Raw genomic sequence first — 14,468 nt, 5'->3', positions numbered from 1 at the left:
CGCCCCCTCCCCTCTTAATCTCACTCCCCGGCGACGCTGAGATCCATCACCGACTTCGGGTCGAGCGACTTGTCGACCTGCCCTTCGGCCTGCCAGAACTTAACCTGATTGACCACGTCGTCCACCAGCAGGCGGGCCTGAGGGTCGACATAGGGCAGGCCGGCGGCGACGATTTCCGGCTTCTGCTTGGTGGCAGCGGCGATGATGCCCAGCAGCTCGTCATAGCCGGGGCCCTTCACCATCCTGCCCTGCGCATCCTTGCCGTTGAAGGCGGCGTGGTATTCGGCCAGCGCGGTCTTGTAGGCGCGCATGAACTTCTCCACCAGCGGACGACGCTCCTTCATCGTCGCCGGTGCGGTGAACAGGGCGCCGAGCTGCCAGGGCGTCTCGTCGCCGACCCAGCCCAGGATCTTGCCGGCGCCGTCGCTCGCGAGCTGCCGCGACACCGTGGACGGCGCGATGATGGCGTCGACCTGCCCGCCCTTGAAGGCGGCGACCATCTTCGGCACGTCCTGCAGCGGCACCATGGTCACGTCCTTGACCGTGAAACCGTTCTTATGCGCCAGCAGGCCGATCATGTAATGGAAGGTCGAGCCGACGGTGGTGATGGCGATCCGCTTGCCCTTCAGGTCGGCCGGCGTCTTCAGCCCGGCGTCATAGGCGGCGTTGGTCGCCATATAGGCGCTCAAGGGGAAGCCCGGCTCGTCGCGGCTCTGGGCGGCGATGATGGTGACGGCCCCCTTGGAGGCGAGGTTGTAGAAGCCGGCGGTCAGGCCGGTGACGCCGAAATCGACGTCGCCCGAGGCCACGGCGACCGGCACCTGCTGGGCCGAGGTGAACATCTTCACATCGACGTCCAGCCCTTCCTTCTCGAAATAGCCCTTCGCCTTGGCGATGAAGATCGGCCCGGAGGAGGACAGCGCCAGCGCGCCGACCGTCGCCTTCTCCAGCGGCTGCGCCAGAGCGGCGGACATCAGGGTGCCGGCGGCGAAGGCGGCGCCGGCAGTGGCGATCACGGCGCGCCGGGTGAAGCGGGCGAGGGACATGGACGGAAATCCTCCCGATGGGTGGTTCAGGTCTCTTGTGAAGAGGTCCGGTCAGCGCCAGTTCAGCAGGCGCCGTTCAAGCTGCGACAGCACGGTGCCGATGGCGAGACCCAGCAGCGACAGCACCAGCACGCCGGCCAGCAGCGTGTCGGTCTGCATCAGGTTGCCGGCCATCAGCACGAAGGCGCCGATGCCGTACTCCGCCCCGATCATCTCCGCCGCCACCACCAGGATCAGCGCGATCGACGCGGTGATGCGGAAACCGGCCAGGATGCCCGGCAGGGCGCCCGGCAACACGATGGAACGCAGGATCGATCCCCAGGGCAGGCCGAAGCTCTGCGCCATGCGGATCAGGTTGCGCGGCACCTGGTCGATGGCGCTGTAGGTGGCGATGATGGTGGGGAAGAAGACGCCGAAGCCGATGGTGGCGAATTTCGACGGCTCGCCGATGCCGAACCATAGGATGAACAGCGGCAGCAGCGCGATCTTCGGGATCGGGAAAAAGGCCGACACCAGCGGCACCCCCACCGCGCGGGCGGTGGAGAAGATGCCCATGGCGAAGCCGACCAACATGCCGCCTGCCGTGCCCATCACCCAGCCGACGGCGATCCGCGCCAGCGACGCCTTCAGGTTCAGCCAGAGCGAGCCGTCGGTCACCATGCCGGCCAGCGCATGGGCGACGGCGCTCGGCGGCGGCAGGAACAGCGGGCTGGCGAGGCCGAGGCGGCTCGCCCCCTCCCACACCGCGATCAGCACGGCGAAAGCCGCCAGCGCCGCCCATGGGTGGCGTGTCACGGTGAAACCGCCGCCGCGGAAGCGGACGGGCTGGCCCAGGGCGGACGCGGCGGGAACGGCGGTCGGGTTCAGGCTGTCAGGCACGGGCGATCTCCCGGTCGGCCATCTGGGCTTCGGCCTTCATCAGGTGCCACAACCGGTCGCGCACTTCGGCAAGATGGGCCTGCGCCGACGGCTCCTGCCGGCGCTCGCGCGGCTCCTCGATGGTGACCAGTTCGCGGATGCGGCCGGGACGGCGGCTCAGCACGCAGACCCGGTCGGCCAGCCGCAACGCCTCGTCCAGATTGTGGGTGACATAGAGGGCCGTGGTCTTCTCCCGCCGCCACAGCTCCAAGAAATCGTCCATCAGAAGCTCGCGCGTCTGGGCGTCCAGCGCCGACAGCGGCTCGTCCAGCAACAGCATCGCCGGACGCACCGCCAGCGCGCGGGCGATGCCGACCCGCTGGCGCATGCCGCCGGACAGCTGCTTGGGCAGGGCGTTGCGGAATTCCACCAAACCCATGCGGCGCAAGCCGCTGTCGACGCGCTCGCGCCGCTCGGCAGCGGAGAGTTTGTGATGCTCCAACACCAGGGCGATGTTGTCCTCCACACTGCGCCAGGGCAGCAGGGCGAAATCCTGGAAGATGAAGGTGATCGGGTTCAGGCAGCCGTCGGGCACCTCCCCCTCCACCCGGATGCTGCCGGAGGTCGGGGCGACGATGCCGCCGGCAATGCCGAGCAGCGTCGACTTCCCGCAGCCGCTGGGGCCGATCACGGCCAGGATTTCGCCCTCCGCCAGCGTCAGGTCGATACCGTCCAGGACGGTCAGATCGTCATAGCGGTGGGTCAGATCGGAAACGAGAAGCCTCATCGCGCCCTTGTAAGCCTGAACCTCTTGTCGGATGAGTCCGACTGTTCGTTGGGCCCGCCACTATAGCGCGGCGTTCCTCCTCTGGAGAGGGGAAAGGCTTCCCGCATTCCAGCCATACGGCAGTATGGTAGTGGCCGGAAGGCGTCAAGGCGCTGTCGGCTTCGCGACAGGATTCGTCAGGCGATGCCGCTGACGGGACCGGAGCCGGCCGGCAGTTCCAATGTCCGCAAGGCGCTGGCACAGCGGCCGACCGCGGCCTCCGCCAGACCATGACGCTCGCTCAAGCCTGCTTCGTCCAGTTCGTCGGGAGTCATCGCCTGCAACAGGACGCGCAACGTGCGGACATAGGTGCGCAGAAGCGTGGCTTCCTCGGTATGGTTGCTCAACAATCCCGCCTGACCGGCGGCATGCAAGGCGGCAAGCTCACCGTCCAGCGACGCCGCGGCCATCTCGATGGCCTGCAGCGCCCGCGTCAGGCGGACATGCTTCAGAACGACGACGACGGCCATGTCCACCTCCCCTGCCCGCTGGAACGGCGAAGATGAAAGCAACGGCCGTGCCAGAACTGCTCAGTGCCGCCGCATCGACGGGTGCCAAGCCGTCGTCGCCCGCTCCAGCAGCGCCAGCGCGCCATAGAGGCCGGAACCGGTCAGCGCCGCCACCGCGATGGTCGCCCACACGATGTCCAGGTTCATCCGCGCCACCTCGGTGGAGATGCGGAAGCCCATGCCGACCACCGGCGTGCCGAAGAATTCGGCGACGATGGCGCCGATCAGCGCCAGGGTGGAGTTGATCTTCAACCCGTTGAACAGGAAGGGCAGCGCGTTGGGCAGCCGCAACTTCACCAGCGTCCGGCCATAGCCGGCGGCATAGCTGCGCATCAGGTCGAGCTGGATGCGCTCCGAATTGCCAAGGCCGGCCAGCGTGTTGATCAGCATCGGGAAGAAGGTCATCACGACGATGACTGCCGCCTTCGATTGCCAGTCGAACCCGAACCACATCACCATGATCGGCGCGATGCCCACCACCGGAATGGCACTGGCGAGATTGCCGAGCGGCAGCAATCCGCGGGCAAGAAACGGCACCCGGTCGGCAAGGATTGCCACGAGGAACCCCGCACCGCAGCCCATGACATAGCCGCGCAGGACGGAGGTCAGCACCGTCTGACGGAAATCGTCCCACAGCACCGGCGCGTTGGTGGCCAGCGCCGCGGCGATGCGGCTGGGCGGCGGCAGCAGGATGGCCGGCACCTGAAAGCCGCGCACCAGCACCTCCCACCCCACCAGCAGGCCAAGCCCGAACAATCCAGGCACGACGACGGAGCGGATCCCGCCCGGCACCCCGGCCAGCACCCCCATCACCCGCCACAGCAGCAAGGTCGCCGCCGCCAGGAACAGCCACAGCCCCCAGCCGGCCGACAGGTCCATGCCCTCTTTCAACAGGTGGAACGGCAGAAGCCAGGCCAGCGCCACGCCGGCCAGCTCCGCCCAGACGCCCCACACCCGCTTCGGCGCCGACCGGCCGGCAATCACCGCCAGCACCACACCGATCAGGAACAGCGGCGCCATGGTTCCGCCGAGCCAGCCGACGGGCGTACCGTTCTGGACGCCTAACGGCAGGACCAAAGCCACCAGCGCCGGCAGGGCCACGGCGATCAGCCCCCAATCGGCGGCACTGCGCAGGCTGGTGCGGTAGGAGTTGGTCAAAGCCTCGCTCATCGCGCCCCCGCCCGGCCCAGCAGGACCAACTCCAGCCCGCGCACTACGGCGATCAGCGCAACCGACAACAGCGAGGCCATGATCAGCGCCGCCCAGATCTGCACCGTTTGCCCATAATAGGACCCCGACAGCAGCCGCGCTCCCAGCCCGGCCTGCCCGCCGGTCGGCAGCTCGCCGACGATGGCGCCGACCACGCTGATGGCGACCGACACCTTGAGGCTGGCGAACAGGAAGGGCATGGACGCCGGAAGCCGCAACGACCAGAAGGCGCGCAGTCCTCCCGCCGAATAGGTCCGCATCAGGTCGAGCCACAGCGGATCGGCGGAGCGCAGCCCCTTCACCATGCCCACCGTGATCGGGAAAAAGCACAGATACATGCAGATCACCGCCTTCGGCAGCAGACCGGTCAGCCCGATGTTGCCGAGGATGACGACGATCATCGGCGCGATGGCCAGGATCGGGATGGTCTGCGACGCGATCACCCAGGGCAGCAGGCTGGCTTCCAGCGTGCGGGTGTAGACGATGCCGGCAGCCAGCAGAATGCCGAGCACCAGCCCCATCGCCAGCCCGGTCAGCGCCGCCTCCGCCGTCACCCAGGTGTGGAACAGCAGGTTGCGCGGGCTGGTCGGCGCATAGCCGGTCAATGACTTCCACAATTCCACCACCACCTGATCGGGGGTGGGCAGGATCGGCCGCTTCATCGCATAGGCCTGGGCCAGCACGTCACCGAATCCGGCAGGCTTGCCGGCGCGGGCCAGCGCCTCCGCAGCCTGCGGCCAGTTCAGCCACGCCGCCCCGACATACCACGCGACCAGCAGGAGCAGCGTCATCACAATGACGGGAAGCGCGCTCCTAGTCATCGTAGCTGTGCCCTTCCTTCAGCCCCTCGCGCACGCGGTGGGCGATGGCGGCGAATTCAGGCGACTCGCGGATGTCCAGAGTGCGCTCGCGCGGCAGCGAATCGCAGTCGATGACGTCGAGGATGCGTCCGGGACGCGGGCTCATCACCACGATGCGGGTCGACAGGAACACCGCCTCGGCGATGGAGTGGGTGACGAAGACGCAGGTCTTGCCGGTCGCCCGCCACAGCTGGGTGAGATGCAGGTTCAGATGGTCGCGGGTGATCTCGTCCAGCGCGCCGAACGGCTCGTCCATCAGCAGCAGGTCGGGCTGCAGGGCCAGGGCGCGGGCAATGGAGACGCGCTGCTGCATGCCGCCGGAGAGTTGCCAGGGGAACTTGCGCTCGAAGCCGGTCAAGCCGACGCGCTCCAACTGTTCGCGGGCGCGCCGCTGCCGTTCGGCCTTGGGGAGCCCCATGATCTCCAGCGGCAGCATCACGTTGCGCTCCACCGTGCGCCAGGGATAGAGCGCCGGAGCCTGGAAGACATACCCATAGAGCCGCTTCAGCCGCGCCTGCTCCGGCGTCATGCCTTCGATGGCGACATGCCCGGAGGTCGGGCGCTCCAGATCGGCGATCACCCGCAACAAGGTGGTCTTGCCGCAGCCGCTGGGACCGATCAGAGAGACGAAATCGCCCCGCGCGATGGTCAGATCGACCTCGCTGAGCGCCGTGACCGGCTTGTCCGCGGTGGGATAGACCAGCGAAAGTTTGCGCGCCTCGACGACCACTGACGCTGCTGCCGGCGATCCGGTCGGGTCCGAGCCTTGCCGGGCAGCGGTCGCCTCCCGGACATCTTGCGGATTTGGGAAGGTCACGGGCGGCGGTTCCTCACAGCGGATCGGCCAGAAATCAACCTTTCTGCAAGCTATCACCGCCCCGGTTGCGGCACCAGGGTTGCAGAAGCCCGACCGTCCTGAACGGATTCGTCAAGACGCAGCCAAACTGCAAACTTCAAAGGATACACAATTGGCACACGGATGCATGCCCTGTATTCTCGCGCCGCCGGACGCGCATCATGCGTGAAGGGCAACCGAAAGGAGGTGACGCGAGTGAGAAAATTCCTGAAGTGGCTTGGCCGCTTCTGGTTCAAGTTGAAGTTCGAGTTCCAAGCGGGCTTCAACGCGGACCAGGACAGGTAAGCCAACGATGGCGGGGCGGGAAAACCGGTCCCGCCATTCAGGAAGCGGCTCGCGTCACCTCCTGACCCCGGAGATTACCACGCCCCCCACCATTTTCAAGGCACGGGCGAAGGGCGCTCCCCGCCCGACACGCTCCGCGGGTGCGGGCCATCCACCGAAGGGGATTGGGCGAAAGAACTGGACGGGCGGCACCTTGCCGGAACAGGATCACGCCCCTTCCCCGCAACCCCCTCAAGACATGCCAGCCGCCAAGACGCCCCCCAGCCTTGAAGTCACCCGCGAGGACGGCGCGGCCGGTGCCGTGTTCGTGGCGACGCCGGTTCTGACCCCGGTGATCCGCACGCGCTACCTGCTGATTGCGGGGCTTCTGGCGACCGGCTTCATCGCCGGGGCTGGGCTGGCGCCGGAACAGCTTGCCGGCATGCTGCAATGGCTGGCGGTCTTCTGCGCGGTTCCGGTGCTGCTGTTGTGGGTGGTGATGCTGACCGAGACGGTCCAGTGCCGTGCCGTGCGGCTGGGCGTGACGGCGCGCGGCCTGACGGTGGATGGGTCGCGCATCCATCCGCACGAGTCGATTCGCGATCTGGCGCTTTACCCGATGGTGGGCGGAAAGCCGCTGTTCGTCGCCTGGATCGACCCGGCGCACGATTACGGTCACAAGGCCGAGATGACTCTCGTCGCCGGCAACGTGGCGCCCAACGATGCGGTGAAGGCGGAGTTGAAGGCGGCGGGCAGCCGCAACGTGCGGCTGGTCATGCACCGGCGCGGCGGACGCAGGGCGATCGTGCTGGTGCGCGGCCTGACCCTGTCGGGAGGGCAAACCCTGCTGGCCGCCCTGGCGGCGGAGCTTCGCGCTCACAGCCGCTAGGGCGTCAGGAAGAGACCGGTCTGATCAGCGGCGCGGGATGGCCGGCGGCTCCGGCAGGTCCTCTTCCAGGATGACGACGTTCAGGGCATAGGACACCTCGCCCTCGTCCTCGTCACGGTTCAGCGTGCCGAAGAACTCGCCATCCACCGTCACTTCGGCCGACTGGCCGGGCTTGGCCGGCGGCTCGATCACGATTTTCGGATTGCCCAGCGTCTTGCGCAGGTACATCTGCACGCGGGCGATTTCGGTGTCGGACATCCGGACGACGGACGGCTTGGCGGGCGGCATGGCGAACCTCGTTGTCTGCGAAGGAGCGTCATATAGGCGGCTTCGCCGCGAAGGGAAAGCGATACCTCGCCGGATCGGCCCCCTCCCGCCGGGGACACGGCGCCTGCTCCGCCTCCGCCCATCGTCCACGCGGGGTAACGCCGGCACTGTCCGCCGCCCCGAATGAGCGGGGTTACCGAATGGTGGAAAAGGCTATGCTCCCGGCGGCGGTACGCAACCCGGCAACGGGCGGCGCATAGGATCATGCCCGTGCCGGAGGCTGCCGCGCAGACGAAGGATGGAACGCCGTGACGATGACCGCGACCCCGACCGCAAGCCATGCCGCCCGCCGCAGGACAGGAGGGTGGAGGCGCCGCCTTGAAGCGACCGTCCTCTCGGCGGCGCTGCTGGCCGCCCTGCCCTTCGGCGGCGCGCTGGCGGACACTGGAAAGCGCGTGGCGCTGGTCATCGACAATGGCCGCTACACGGCGCTCGACAGCCGGTCGGACCAGGCTGCCGCCAATGCCTCGGCCATGGCATCGGCCTTGCGCAATGCCGGCTTTTCGGTGACGCGGGCCGACAATGTCGGGCGGATCGCCATGGAATCCGCGCTGGAACGTTTCCGCGAGGCGCTGTCCGGTGCCGACCTCGGCTTCGTCTATTACACCGGGCTCGCCGTCGGACTGGGGGAGCGGGAATTCCTGCTGCCGGCCGACGCCGCGCCCACGGGGGCGGAGGACCTGCCGCGCGCCGCCATGGACCTGGACACCGTGCTGAGCGACCTGCGGGACAGCGGACGCAAGGCGGTGGTGGTGATCGACCCCGGCATCGCCGAGGCGCTGGCCCAGCGGGTCGGCGGCGGCGCGCTGGGCACGCCGATGGAGGCGGACGGCCTGTTCGTCGTCTACGCCCACCGCCCGGGCGTCCCGCCGGTGCCGCCCAAAACGGGCAAGGGGCCCGATCCCTTCACCGCCGCGCTGGCGCGCGAGATGGTCAAGCCCGGCGTTCCCTTCCGCGATTCGCTGGCCGAGGTGGCGCGTGCCGTCGCCGAACGCAGCGACGGTCGGCAACTGCCCTGGCTGCAGGACCGGCTCGGCAGCAATCTGGTGCTGGTGCCGGCTGTGGCATCGGCGCCCGCCAAGCCGCCGGCCGCCCCGCCGGCCGCGTCCGCCACATCTCCGGCAAAGGAACCGCCGGTCAAGGAACCGCCCGCGGTGACCACCCCCAGCCTTCCGCCCGGCGACTACGAAATGGCGAAGTCGAGCACCCTGTTCGACCGGCCGGCCGTCGGCGCCCGCGGCGTCGCTCAACTGGCGGCCGGCAGCGTGGTGACGGTGTTGGAGGCCGTGCCGGAAGGAAGCTGGCTGCGCGTGCGCGATCCGGCCGGCCGGACCGGCTACCTCACCGCCGGCGTGCTGGCCGCCCGCTGGGCCGATCCGACGCCGCTCGCCGCCCGCACCCGCGGCCCGGTGGAGGCCGGCCCCTCATTCGGTGATCCCGGCATGGAGCAAGGTGTCGAGCCGCCGGCCGCCGGCAGCTCCGACCCGATCCGGACGGAGCAGCAGCGCAGCTTCCCGACCGCGCCGCCCGGCACCGGCTTCACCGTGCCGGACAGCCCGGCGGTCGAGGCGGAACAGCAGGCGATGCGCGCGCTCGGCGTTGCCCGCACCGCCGCGGAACGGGCGCGCAGCCGCCCCGACAGCCGATACTGGAGCTACGGCTTTTCCGGCGGCGACCGCTACGAAGGAAGCTGGGCGCAGCCGTCCTCAGGTTCGGGGCTCGGCCGGCCGATCCGCCAGGGGGCGGGTGTCTACCACTTCGCCAACGGCCAGACCTATGAAGGGGAATGGTCGGGCGACCTGATGTCGGGCTATGGGGTGATGACCTTCACCGACGGCAGCCGGTTCGCCGGGCGCTTCCGCAACGGCCAGCCGGACGGGCCGGGCGTCTTCCACTACGCCAATGGCGGACAGAGCGCCGGCCTGTGGCGCGGCTCCGTCCGCCTGGACCAGTAAGTCCCCGGCCGGGCGGCGATCAGCGCGGCTTCAGCGCCTCCACCACCTGCACATGTCCCTGCAGCGCACCCAGCGTCAGGGCGGAGTTGCCGTTGGCGTCCATGCGGTAGGGGTTGGCGCCGCTGTCGAGCAGCAGCTTGGCCACCGCCTCGTGGCCGTTGTTGGCGGCATACATCAGCGCCGACCAGCCATAGGCGGTGGTACGGTCGACCATCACCCCGTGCTGGATCAGCGTGCGCGCGACATCCTGATGGCCGCGGGCGGCGGCGGCCATCAGCGCGGTCTTGCCGTCGCTGTTGGTGGTGTCGAGGTCGGCGCCGCCGTCGGCCAACGCGCGGACCACCGCATCATGTCCACCCCAGGCGGCGTACATCACCGCCGTGGCACCGTCGGATGTGCGCAGGTCGGTGCGGGCGTGACGGTCCAGCAGCACCCGCACCGAGTCGGCCAGCCCCTGTTCGGCGGCGATCATCAGCAGGGTCTTGCCATTCTCCAGCCGGGTATCCGGGCTGGCGCCGGCCTGCAGCGTGCGCGACAGCTCCGCCGGGTTCCGCAGCAGGGCCAGCACCGATTCGCGGTCGCCCAGACCCGGAGCCGCCTTCACCGGCGCCGCGGAGCTTCCACCGCCGGTTCCGGACGCGGTGCCGGTGGAGGGGCTGGTATAGGCCCGCTGCTCGGCGGCCGCGCGGATACGCTCGGCCAGATCCGGGCTGGCGGGCGAGATCATCTGCGCCCGCTCATAGAAGCGCTTGGTCTCCGACCAGTCGCCGTCGCGCTCCGCCAGCATCGCCCAGCGGCGATAGGTGTCCTCCATGGTGGTCAGCAGTTCGGCCACTTCGGGCGCGGACGGCGCGAGCTGGCGGATGCGCTGCACCGTCTCGAAGGCGTTGTCGCCGGGCGGGGTGGTCAGGCGTTTGCCGGCGATCTGGCGGCGGGCCTGATCGACCATGCTGCGCACGCGCTGGGCGGTGTCGGCGTCGGGAACGGCGGCCTGCGGCACGGCGGGAACGGCAGGCGTGGCCGACGGATCCTCCAGCGGCGGCAGCGAGGCCACACCCGGTGCCGCCTCCGCATTGCCCGCCGAGGTGGCGGGCCTGGCGGCGGCAGACGGCTGTGACTGCGGTTGTGACTGCGCGGGCGGCAGCGCGGCGGTCTCGACCGGCGCAGCCGCAGCCGGAGTGGCGGTCGAGGCGGCGGGTGCCACCGACTTCGCCACCGTCTGGGTGCCGCTCGCAGGCGGCGGCGCGCTCTGGGCCGTCTGGGCCGCCGTCTTCCGAGCATCCGCCGTGGCGGCCGGGCGTGGAGCAGGGGCCGTCGCGGCGGGCGGCGGAGACGGTAGAGATGATGCAGCGGGCGCCACCGGAACCGTGGTTGCCGGAACCGCCGGGACCGCTCCGGACGCGGTCGTGCCGGTATCGGCGGCGGCCTGCCGGCCGGCAGCCGGAGCCTCGCCGCCGGTCAGGCCCAGCACCGTCCGCTCGACCGCATCGCGCGCCCGGGTCCACCCCTCCTCCACCATCGCCAGCGCCCGGTCGGGGAAGGCGCCCGGCATCGCGGTGGCGATGGCGGCACCAGCGGCGCCCAGCAGCACCAGCGTGGTCAGCGCCGCCCCGGTATAGAGCCCGGTCCGCCGCGGCGCCCGCATCGCATGAGCTTGGCCGAATCCCGGATAGCTTCGGTCACGGTGGTCGGCGACCGGCCCTTCCGCACCGGCGATCGCAATAGGATCGCGGTCGCTCCATTCCTGATCGCCCGACCAGCGGTGATCCTGCGCCCGATCTTCCTGCCGCTCCCCCACCGACCAGTCGTTCGCGGGCGGAACCGCCGCCGACTGCGGTGGTGGCGCCAGGACCGGCACCGGACGCGGCGCCGGCGAGACGGCGGCATCCTGCGATTCGTCGGCGAAGGTCCCGCCGGGCGACATCCGGTAGATCACGCCCGTGTCGCGCAGCACATCCGTCAGCCCGGCCCGCGCCAGGGTTCCTTCCAGCTCGGGCGTGCCGCAGAGCAGCACCTGCATGAAGCGGCCGGACGGCGTTTCCGCCCGCGTCAGGTCGACCAGATCGGTCAGCACCGGCGGCGCCAGCACGGCGGCGTTGTCCACCGCCAGCAGCCCGGAGCCGGCAAGTTCCAGCCTTTCCTCCAGGGCGGCGATCAGGGCGTCGAAATCGACCTCGCCACCGTCCTCTCCCGCAGCCAGATCGGGCAGCGCGCCGGTGCCGGCAGCGGAGACCAGATCCTCCAGCTCCGCGCCGAGCGACGCCGCAACCGGCAGCGCCATGGCGCCATCGGCCTCGACATGCTCGACCAGCTGGCGGAACAGCGCGGGGCGGCCCGACCCGGCATCGCCCACCAGCACCAGCAGCCTCTTGCGGGCCAGAAAGGCGAGAACCAGTCCATCACGGATCTCGGCCGCCGTGGCACCGGCGGTTTCGGAAACGGGATCGTGGTGGCCCGGAGCGGCGCGCCGGGCGCGCGAGGAATGTTTCGGGGCAGAACGGTCCATGGACATCTCAAGACGCCGATCAGTGAAGGGTGCGCTCATGAGACTCTAGTGATGCCCTCCGCAAGCCCCGACGGGGCAAAGGGCGGTTACCCCCTCTCTTCCGGGGTGGGTGGCCTGACCCTTCCGGCACGAAAGCATCCCTGGCCCGCCAATCGGGGGAGCGGTATAGGGTTGCCCCCGAAAATCGGTCATCTTCCACCATTCGGACGGCGGCAGGCATGCGACTCGGAATCGATTTGGGCGGTACAAAGATCGCCGCCGTGGCGCTGGATCGCGACGGAACGGAACTCGCCCGCCACCGCCGCCCCACTCCGCGCGGCTACGACGTCACGCTGGACGCGCTGGCCGAGACGGTGACCATTCTCGACCCGGCTGGAACGCGGGGCGTCGGCATCAGCCTTCCCGGTGTGGTCGATGCCGCCGCCGGACGGGTGCGCGCGGTGAACCTGCCCTGGCTGGAGGGCCGTCCCTTCGCCGACGATGCGGCCCGGCGGATCGGCCGGCCGGTGCGCATCGCCAACGATGCCAACTGCTTCACCCTGTCCGAGGCGACGGATGGGGCGGCGGCCAAGGGAAGTGGAACGGCCGAGGCGCCGGTGGTGTTCGGCGTCATCCTCGGCACCGGGGTCGGCGGCGGCATCGTCATCGACGGTCGTATCCTGCCCGGCGCCGGCGGGCTGGCCGGCGAATGGGGCCATGCGCCGCTGCCCTGGCGCGAGGAGGCAGACGGCCCGCCGGTGCCCTGCGGCTGCGGCAAGTCGGGTTGCCTTGAGACCGTGCTGTGCGGCGCCGGGTTGACGCGCCTGCACCGTCATCTGGCCGGCGAGACGCTGGACCCGCCGGAGATTGCCGCCCGCGCCCGGGCCGGCGATGCCGCCGCGGCCGGAACGCTGGCCCGCCATGCCGACGCGTTGGCCCGGGCGCTGGCCCCGGTGCTGAACCTGCTCGACCCCGACATGGTGGTTGTCGGCGGCGGCCTGTCCGCCCTGCCCGGCCTGTGCGACGCGGTGACGCGACGCTGGGGCGCCTGGACTTTGGCCGCCGAGCCGCGCACCCGGATGGCGGTCGCCCGCCATGGCGCCGAAAGCGGGATGCGCGGCGCCGCCCGCCTGTGGCCGGACTGACCGTTACCACCTTCGCGGCGGCAGCCGCAACCAACGGTCACGGAGTGGCACGGGACTTGCGCATTCTCCGGTCAGACCGAACGGGGGTACGCCCATGATGCGGAAAAAAGTGGGGACGCGGGCTGCGGGCAACAGCGTCCATTTGCATTTTGCAAACCGGAACGCGACGCGGGCCGGAAAACCGGCGGCACGTTTGCATTCTGCAAATGATCCGGGCGCAGTTCAGGGCACCGGGCGCCATCTGGAGCATGCCTGCGTCAGCTTGCAGAATGCGGCTGTCGAGTTGGAGACGGTGCTGGCGAGGCTTCCCGGCGACGAGCAGGCCGACCTGCACGAGGCGATCGGTACGATCATGGAGACGCTGCAGCTGATCGCATCGACCCATGCCCGGCTGGAGCCGCCGATCGCTGCCGACTGACCCGCCGGCAGGCAGGCCGGCGGCAGGAACAACGACATGAAAAAGGGCGGCCACGAGGGCCGCCCTTTTCATTCGTCCGAAGGCAGGGACCTGCTCAATCGGTGATGGTCTGCCAGAAGAAGAAAGCGACGGCGAGGACCATGATGGCGATGTCCATGGGAACGACTCCTGTGGATGACGGCGGATGGGCGTTTCACGTCGATCTATACGACAGTTCGCCGGCCGGTGGCAGTGCTTCCGTTCCCCTGCGGCGGTTTTTCACCCCCCGAGCCGGTCTGACGGTCGATCCGCGCAAAAAATTCCGCTGGACGGACAGGGCCCATGGTCCGGACGACGCCCGATTCCGGAGCGCCCTCGCGACCGCCAAACCCGATCGGCAGGCTCGGGCAGCCGCGGATTGCTCGAACAACTCTTTGCAAACAAAAGATTTTCTGCTCAGCCGAGCCGCCGACACCGATGGCGGATCGCGCCCAAGGGGCGGTTCTTTCCCCGTTAAACTGCGGATTCCAGACGGAAAAATCGCAGCGCTATGACTTTTGTCAGGGGTTGCCTTCCCAGGGGGCTTTCTGGCAAGAAAAAGGCCGCTGAGATCAGCGGCCTTGAGTTTAGGGAGGAAACGCCCAAGAAGGGCGAAGCAGCAATCGCTTGCTGCACTGCAACAGTATCAGAACCCGGGGGTGCTGCAACCCCCAAAGCCGGCCCCTGCGTGGGGCCGCAGCTTTTGGCGGGCTCTGTTGCGGATCGGCCACATCAAGCCCGTTCCGATCATCGGAACTCCGGCCGCTTTCCCCTCCCGCCCGTTACTCACCTGCGGCGTGCCG

General features: G+C 69.4%; 14 protein-coding genes. 5 read left to right on the top strand and 9 right to left on the bottom strand.

What is annotated here, in order from left to right; translation table 11 throughout:
• Positions 1-20 precede the first annotated feature (20 nt).
• The 7 genes from PWS46_RS01935 to PWS46_RS01905 all read right to left on the bottom strand — a co-directional run bounded on the left by PWS46_RS01935 (position 21) and on the right by PWS46_RS01905 (position 6,038).
• Positions 21-1,046 carry an ABC transporter substrate-binding protein gene (locus PWS46_RS01935; protein ID WP_434617345.1) on the bottom strand — a complete coding sequence of 342 codons (1,026 nt, stop codon included), beginning with the start codon at positions 1,044-1,046 and terminating at the stop codon, positions 21-23.
• Between the two features lie 51 nt (positions 1,047-1,097).
• Positions 1,098-1,925 carry an ABC transporter permease gene (locus PWS46_RS01930; RefSeq protein WP_434617342.1) on the bottom strand — a complete coding sequence of 276 codons (828 nt, stop codon included), beginning with the start codon at positions 1,923-1,925 and terminating at the stop codon, positions 1,098-1,100.
• Positions 1,918-2,691, bottom strand: coding sequence for an ABC transporter ATP-binding protein (locus PWS46_RS01925; RefSeq protein ID WP_434617339.1), 774 nt, complete (start codon positions 2,689-2,691; stop codon positions 1,918-1,920). The genes PWS46_RS01930 and PWS46_RS01925 overlap by 8 nt, the downstream gene beginning before the upstream one ends.
• A gap of 176 nt (positions 2,692-2,867) precedes the next feature.
• Positions 2,868-3,200, bottom strand: a complete 333-nt coding sequence (locus PWS46_RS01920; RefSeq protein WP_434617336.1) for a hypothetical protein — start codon at positions 3,198-3,200, stop codon at positions 2,868-2,870.
• A gap of 60 nt (positions 3,201-3,260) precedes the next feature.
• Positions 3,261-4,409, bottom strand: coding sequence for an ABC transporter permease (locus PWS46_RS01915; protein WP_434617333.1), 1,149 nt, complete (start codon positions 4,407-4,409; stop codon positions 3,261-3,263).
• Positions 4,406-5,269 carry an ABC transporter permease gene (locus PWS46_RS01910; protein WP_434617330.1) on the bottom strand — a complete coding sequence of 288 codons (864 nt, stop codon included), beginning with the start codon at positions 5,267-5,269 and terminating at the stop codon, positions 4,406-4,408. Before PWS46_RS01910 ends, PWS46_RS01915 begins: the two co-directional genes overlap by 4 nt.
• Positions 5,262-6,038, bottom strand: coding sequence for an ABC transporter ATP-binding protein (locus tag PWS46_RS01905; RefSeq protein ID WP_434617327.1), 777 nt, complete (start codon positions 6,036-6,038; stop codon positions 5,262-5,264). The genes PWS46_RS01910 and PWS46_RS01905 overlap by 8 nt, the downstream gene beginning before the upstream one ends.
• A gap of 649 nt (positions 6,039-6,687) precedes the next feature.
• Here PWS46_RS01905 and PWS46_RS01900 point away from each other — a divergent pair.
• A complete protein-coding gene (locus tag PWS46_RS01900; RefSeq protein WP_434617324.1) occupies positions 6,688-7,317 on the top strand; it encodes a hypothetical protein in 630 nt (209 codons plus the stop codon).
• Positions 7,318-7,341: 24 nt separating this feature from the next.
• Here the strand turns inward: PWS46_RS01900 and PWS46_RS01895 are convergent, their stop codons facing one another.
• Positions 7,342-7,605, bottom strand: coding sequence for a DUF3126 family protein (locus PWS46_RS01895; protein ID WP_434617321.1), 264 nt, complete (start codon positions 7,603-7,605; stop codon positions 7,342-7,344).
• 293 nt (positions 7,606-7,898) lie between these two features.
• On the opposite strand from PWS46_RS01895, the gene PWS46_RS01890 reads away from it, so the two are divergent.
• On the top strand, positions 7,899-9,599 hold the full coding sequence (locus PWS46_RS01890) for a caspase family protein (protein ID WP_434619871.1): 1,701 nt from the start codon (positions 7,899-7,901) through the stop codon (positions 9,597-9,599).
• Between the two features lie 19 nt (positions 9,600-9,618).
• Here PWS46_RS01890 and PWS46_RS01885 read toward each other — a convergent pair whose 3' ends face one another.
• On the bottom strand, positions 9,619-12,105 hold the full coding sequence (locus PWS46_RS01885) for an ankyrin repeat domain-containing protein (RefSeq protein WP_434617318.1): 2,487 nt from the start codon (positions 12,103-12,105) through the stop codon (positions 9,619-9,621).
• A 218-nt stretch (positions 12,106-12,323) separates the two neighbouring features.
• On the opposite strand from PWS46_RS01885, the gene PWS46_RS01880 reads away from it, so the two are divergent.
• From PWS46_RS01880 to PWS46_RS01870, 3 genes are all read left to right on the top strand, one after another.
• On the top strand, positions 12,324-13,229 hold the full coding sequence (locus PWS46_RS01880; RefSeq protein ID WP_434617315.1) for an ROK family protein: 906 nt from the start codon (positions 12,324-12,326) through the stop codon (positions 13,227-13,229).
• Between the two features lie 193 nt (positions 13,230-13,422).
• A complete protein-coding gene (locus tag PWS46_RS01875; RefSeq protein WP_434617312.1) occupies positions 13,423-13,647 on the top strand; it encodes a hypothetical protein in 225 nt (74 codons plus the stop codon).
• 140 nt (positions 13,648-13,787) lie between these two features.
• Positions 13,788-14,180 (top strand): hypothetical protein, encoded by a 393-nt coding sequence (locus PWS46_RS01870; RefSeq protein ID WP_434617310.1) that lies wholly within the window; start codon positions 13,788-13,790, stop codon positions 14,178-14,180.
• Positions 14,181-14,468 lie beyond the last annotated feature (288 nt).

It is taken from the genome of Azospirillum sp. B2RO_4, assembly GCF_051124815.1.
In the GTDB taxonomy this organism is placed as follows: domain Bacteria; phylum Pseudomonadota; class Alphaproteobacteria; order Azospirillales; family Azospirillaceae; genus Azospirillum.
The sequence above is the reverse complement of the archived record's forward strand: the minus strand, read 5'-3'. Positions and strand labels throughout refer to the sequence as shown.

Coding starts and splice junctions, on each gene's coding strand:
- PWS46_RS01895 (WP_434617321.1), bottom strand. CDS start 7,605: ATGCCGCCCGCCAAGCCGTCCGTCGTCCGGATGTCCGACACCGAAATC.
- PWS46_RS01885 (WP_434617318.1), bottom strand. CDS start 12,105: ATGGACCGTTCTGCCCCGAAACATTCCTCGCGCGCCCGGCGCGCCGCT.
- PWS46_RS01925 (WP_434617339.1), bottom strand. CDS start 2,691: ATGAGGCTTCTCGTTTCCGATCTGACCCACCGCTATGACGATCTGACC.
- PWS46_RS01920 (WP_434617336.1), bottom strand. CDS start 3,200: ATGGCCGTCGTCGTCGTTCTGAAGCATGTCCGCCTGACGCGGGCGCTG.
- PWS46_RS01915 (WP_434617333.1), bottom strand. CDS start 4,409: ATGAGCGAGGCTTTGACCAACTCCTACCGCACCAGCCTGCGCAGTGCC.
- PWS46_RS01870 (WP_434617310.1), top strand. CDS start 13,788: ATGATGGCGATGTCCATGGGAACGACTCCTGTGGATGACGGCGGATGG.
- PWS46_RS01880 (WP_434617315.1), top strand. CDS start 12,324: ATGCGACTCGGAATCGATTTGGGCGGTACAAAGATCGCCGCCGTGGCG.
- PWS46_RS01890 (WP_434619871.1), top strand. CDS start 7,899: ATGACCGCGACCCCGACCGCAAGCCATGCCGCCCGCCGCAGGACAGGA.
- PWS46_RS01910 (WP_434617330.1), bottom strand. CDS start 5,269: ATGACTAGGAGCGCGCTTCCCGTCATTGTGATGACGCTGCTCCTGCTG.
- PWS46_RS01900 (WP_434617324.1), top strand. CDS start 6,688: ATGCCAGCCGCCAAGACGCCCCCCAGCCTTGAAGTCACCCGCGAGGAC.
- PWS46_RS01935 (WP_434617345.1), bottom strand. CDS start 1,046: ATGTCCCTCGCCCGCTTCACCCGGCGCGCCGTGATCGCCACTGCCGGC.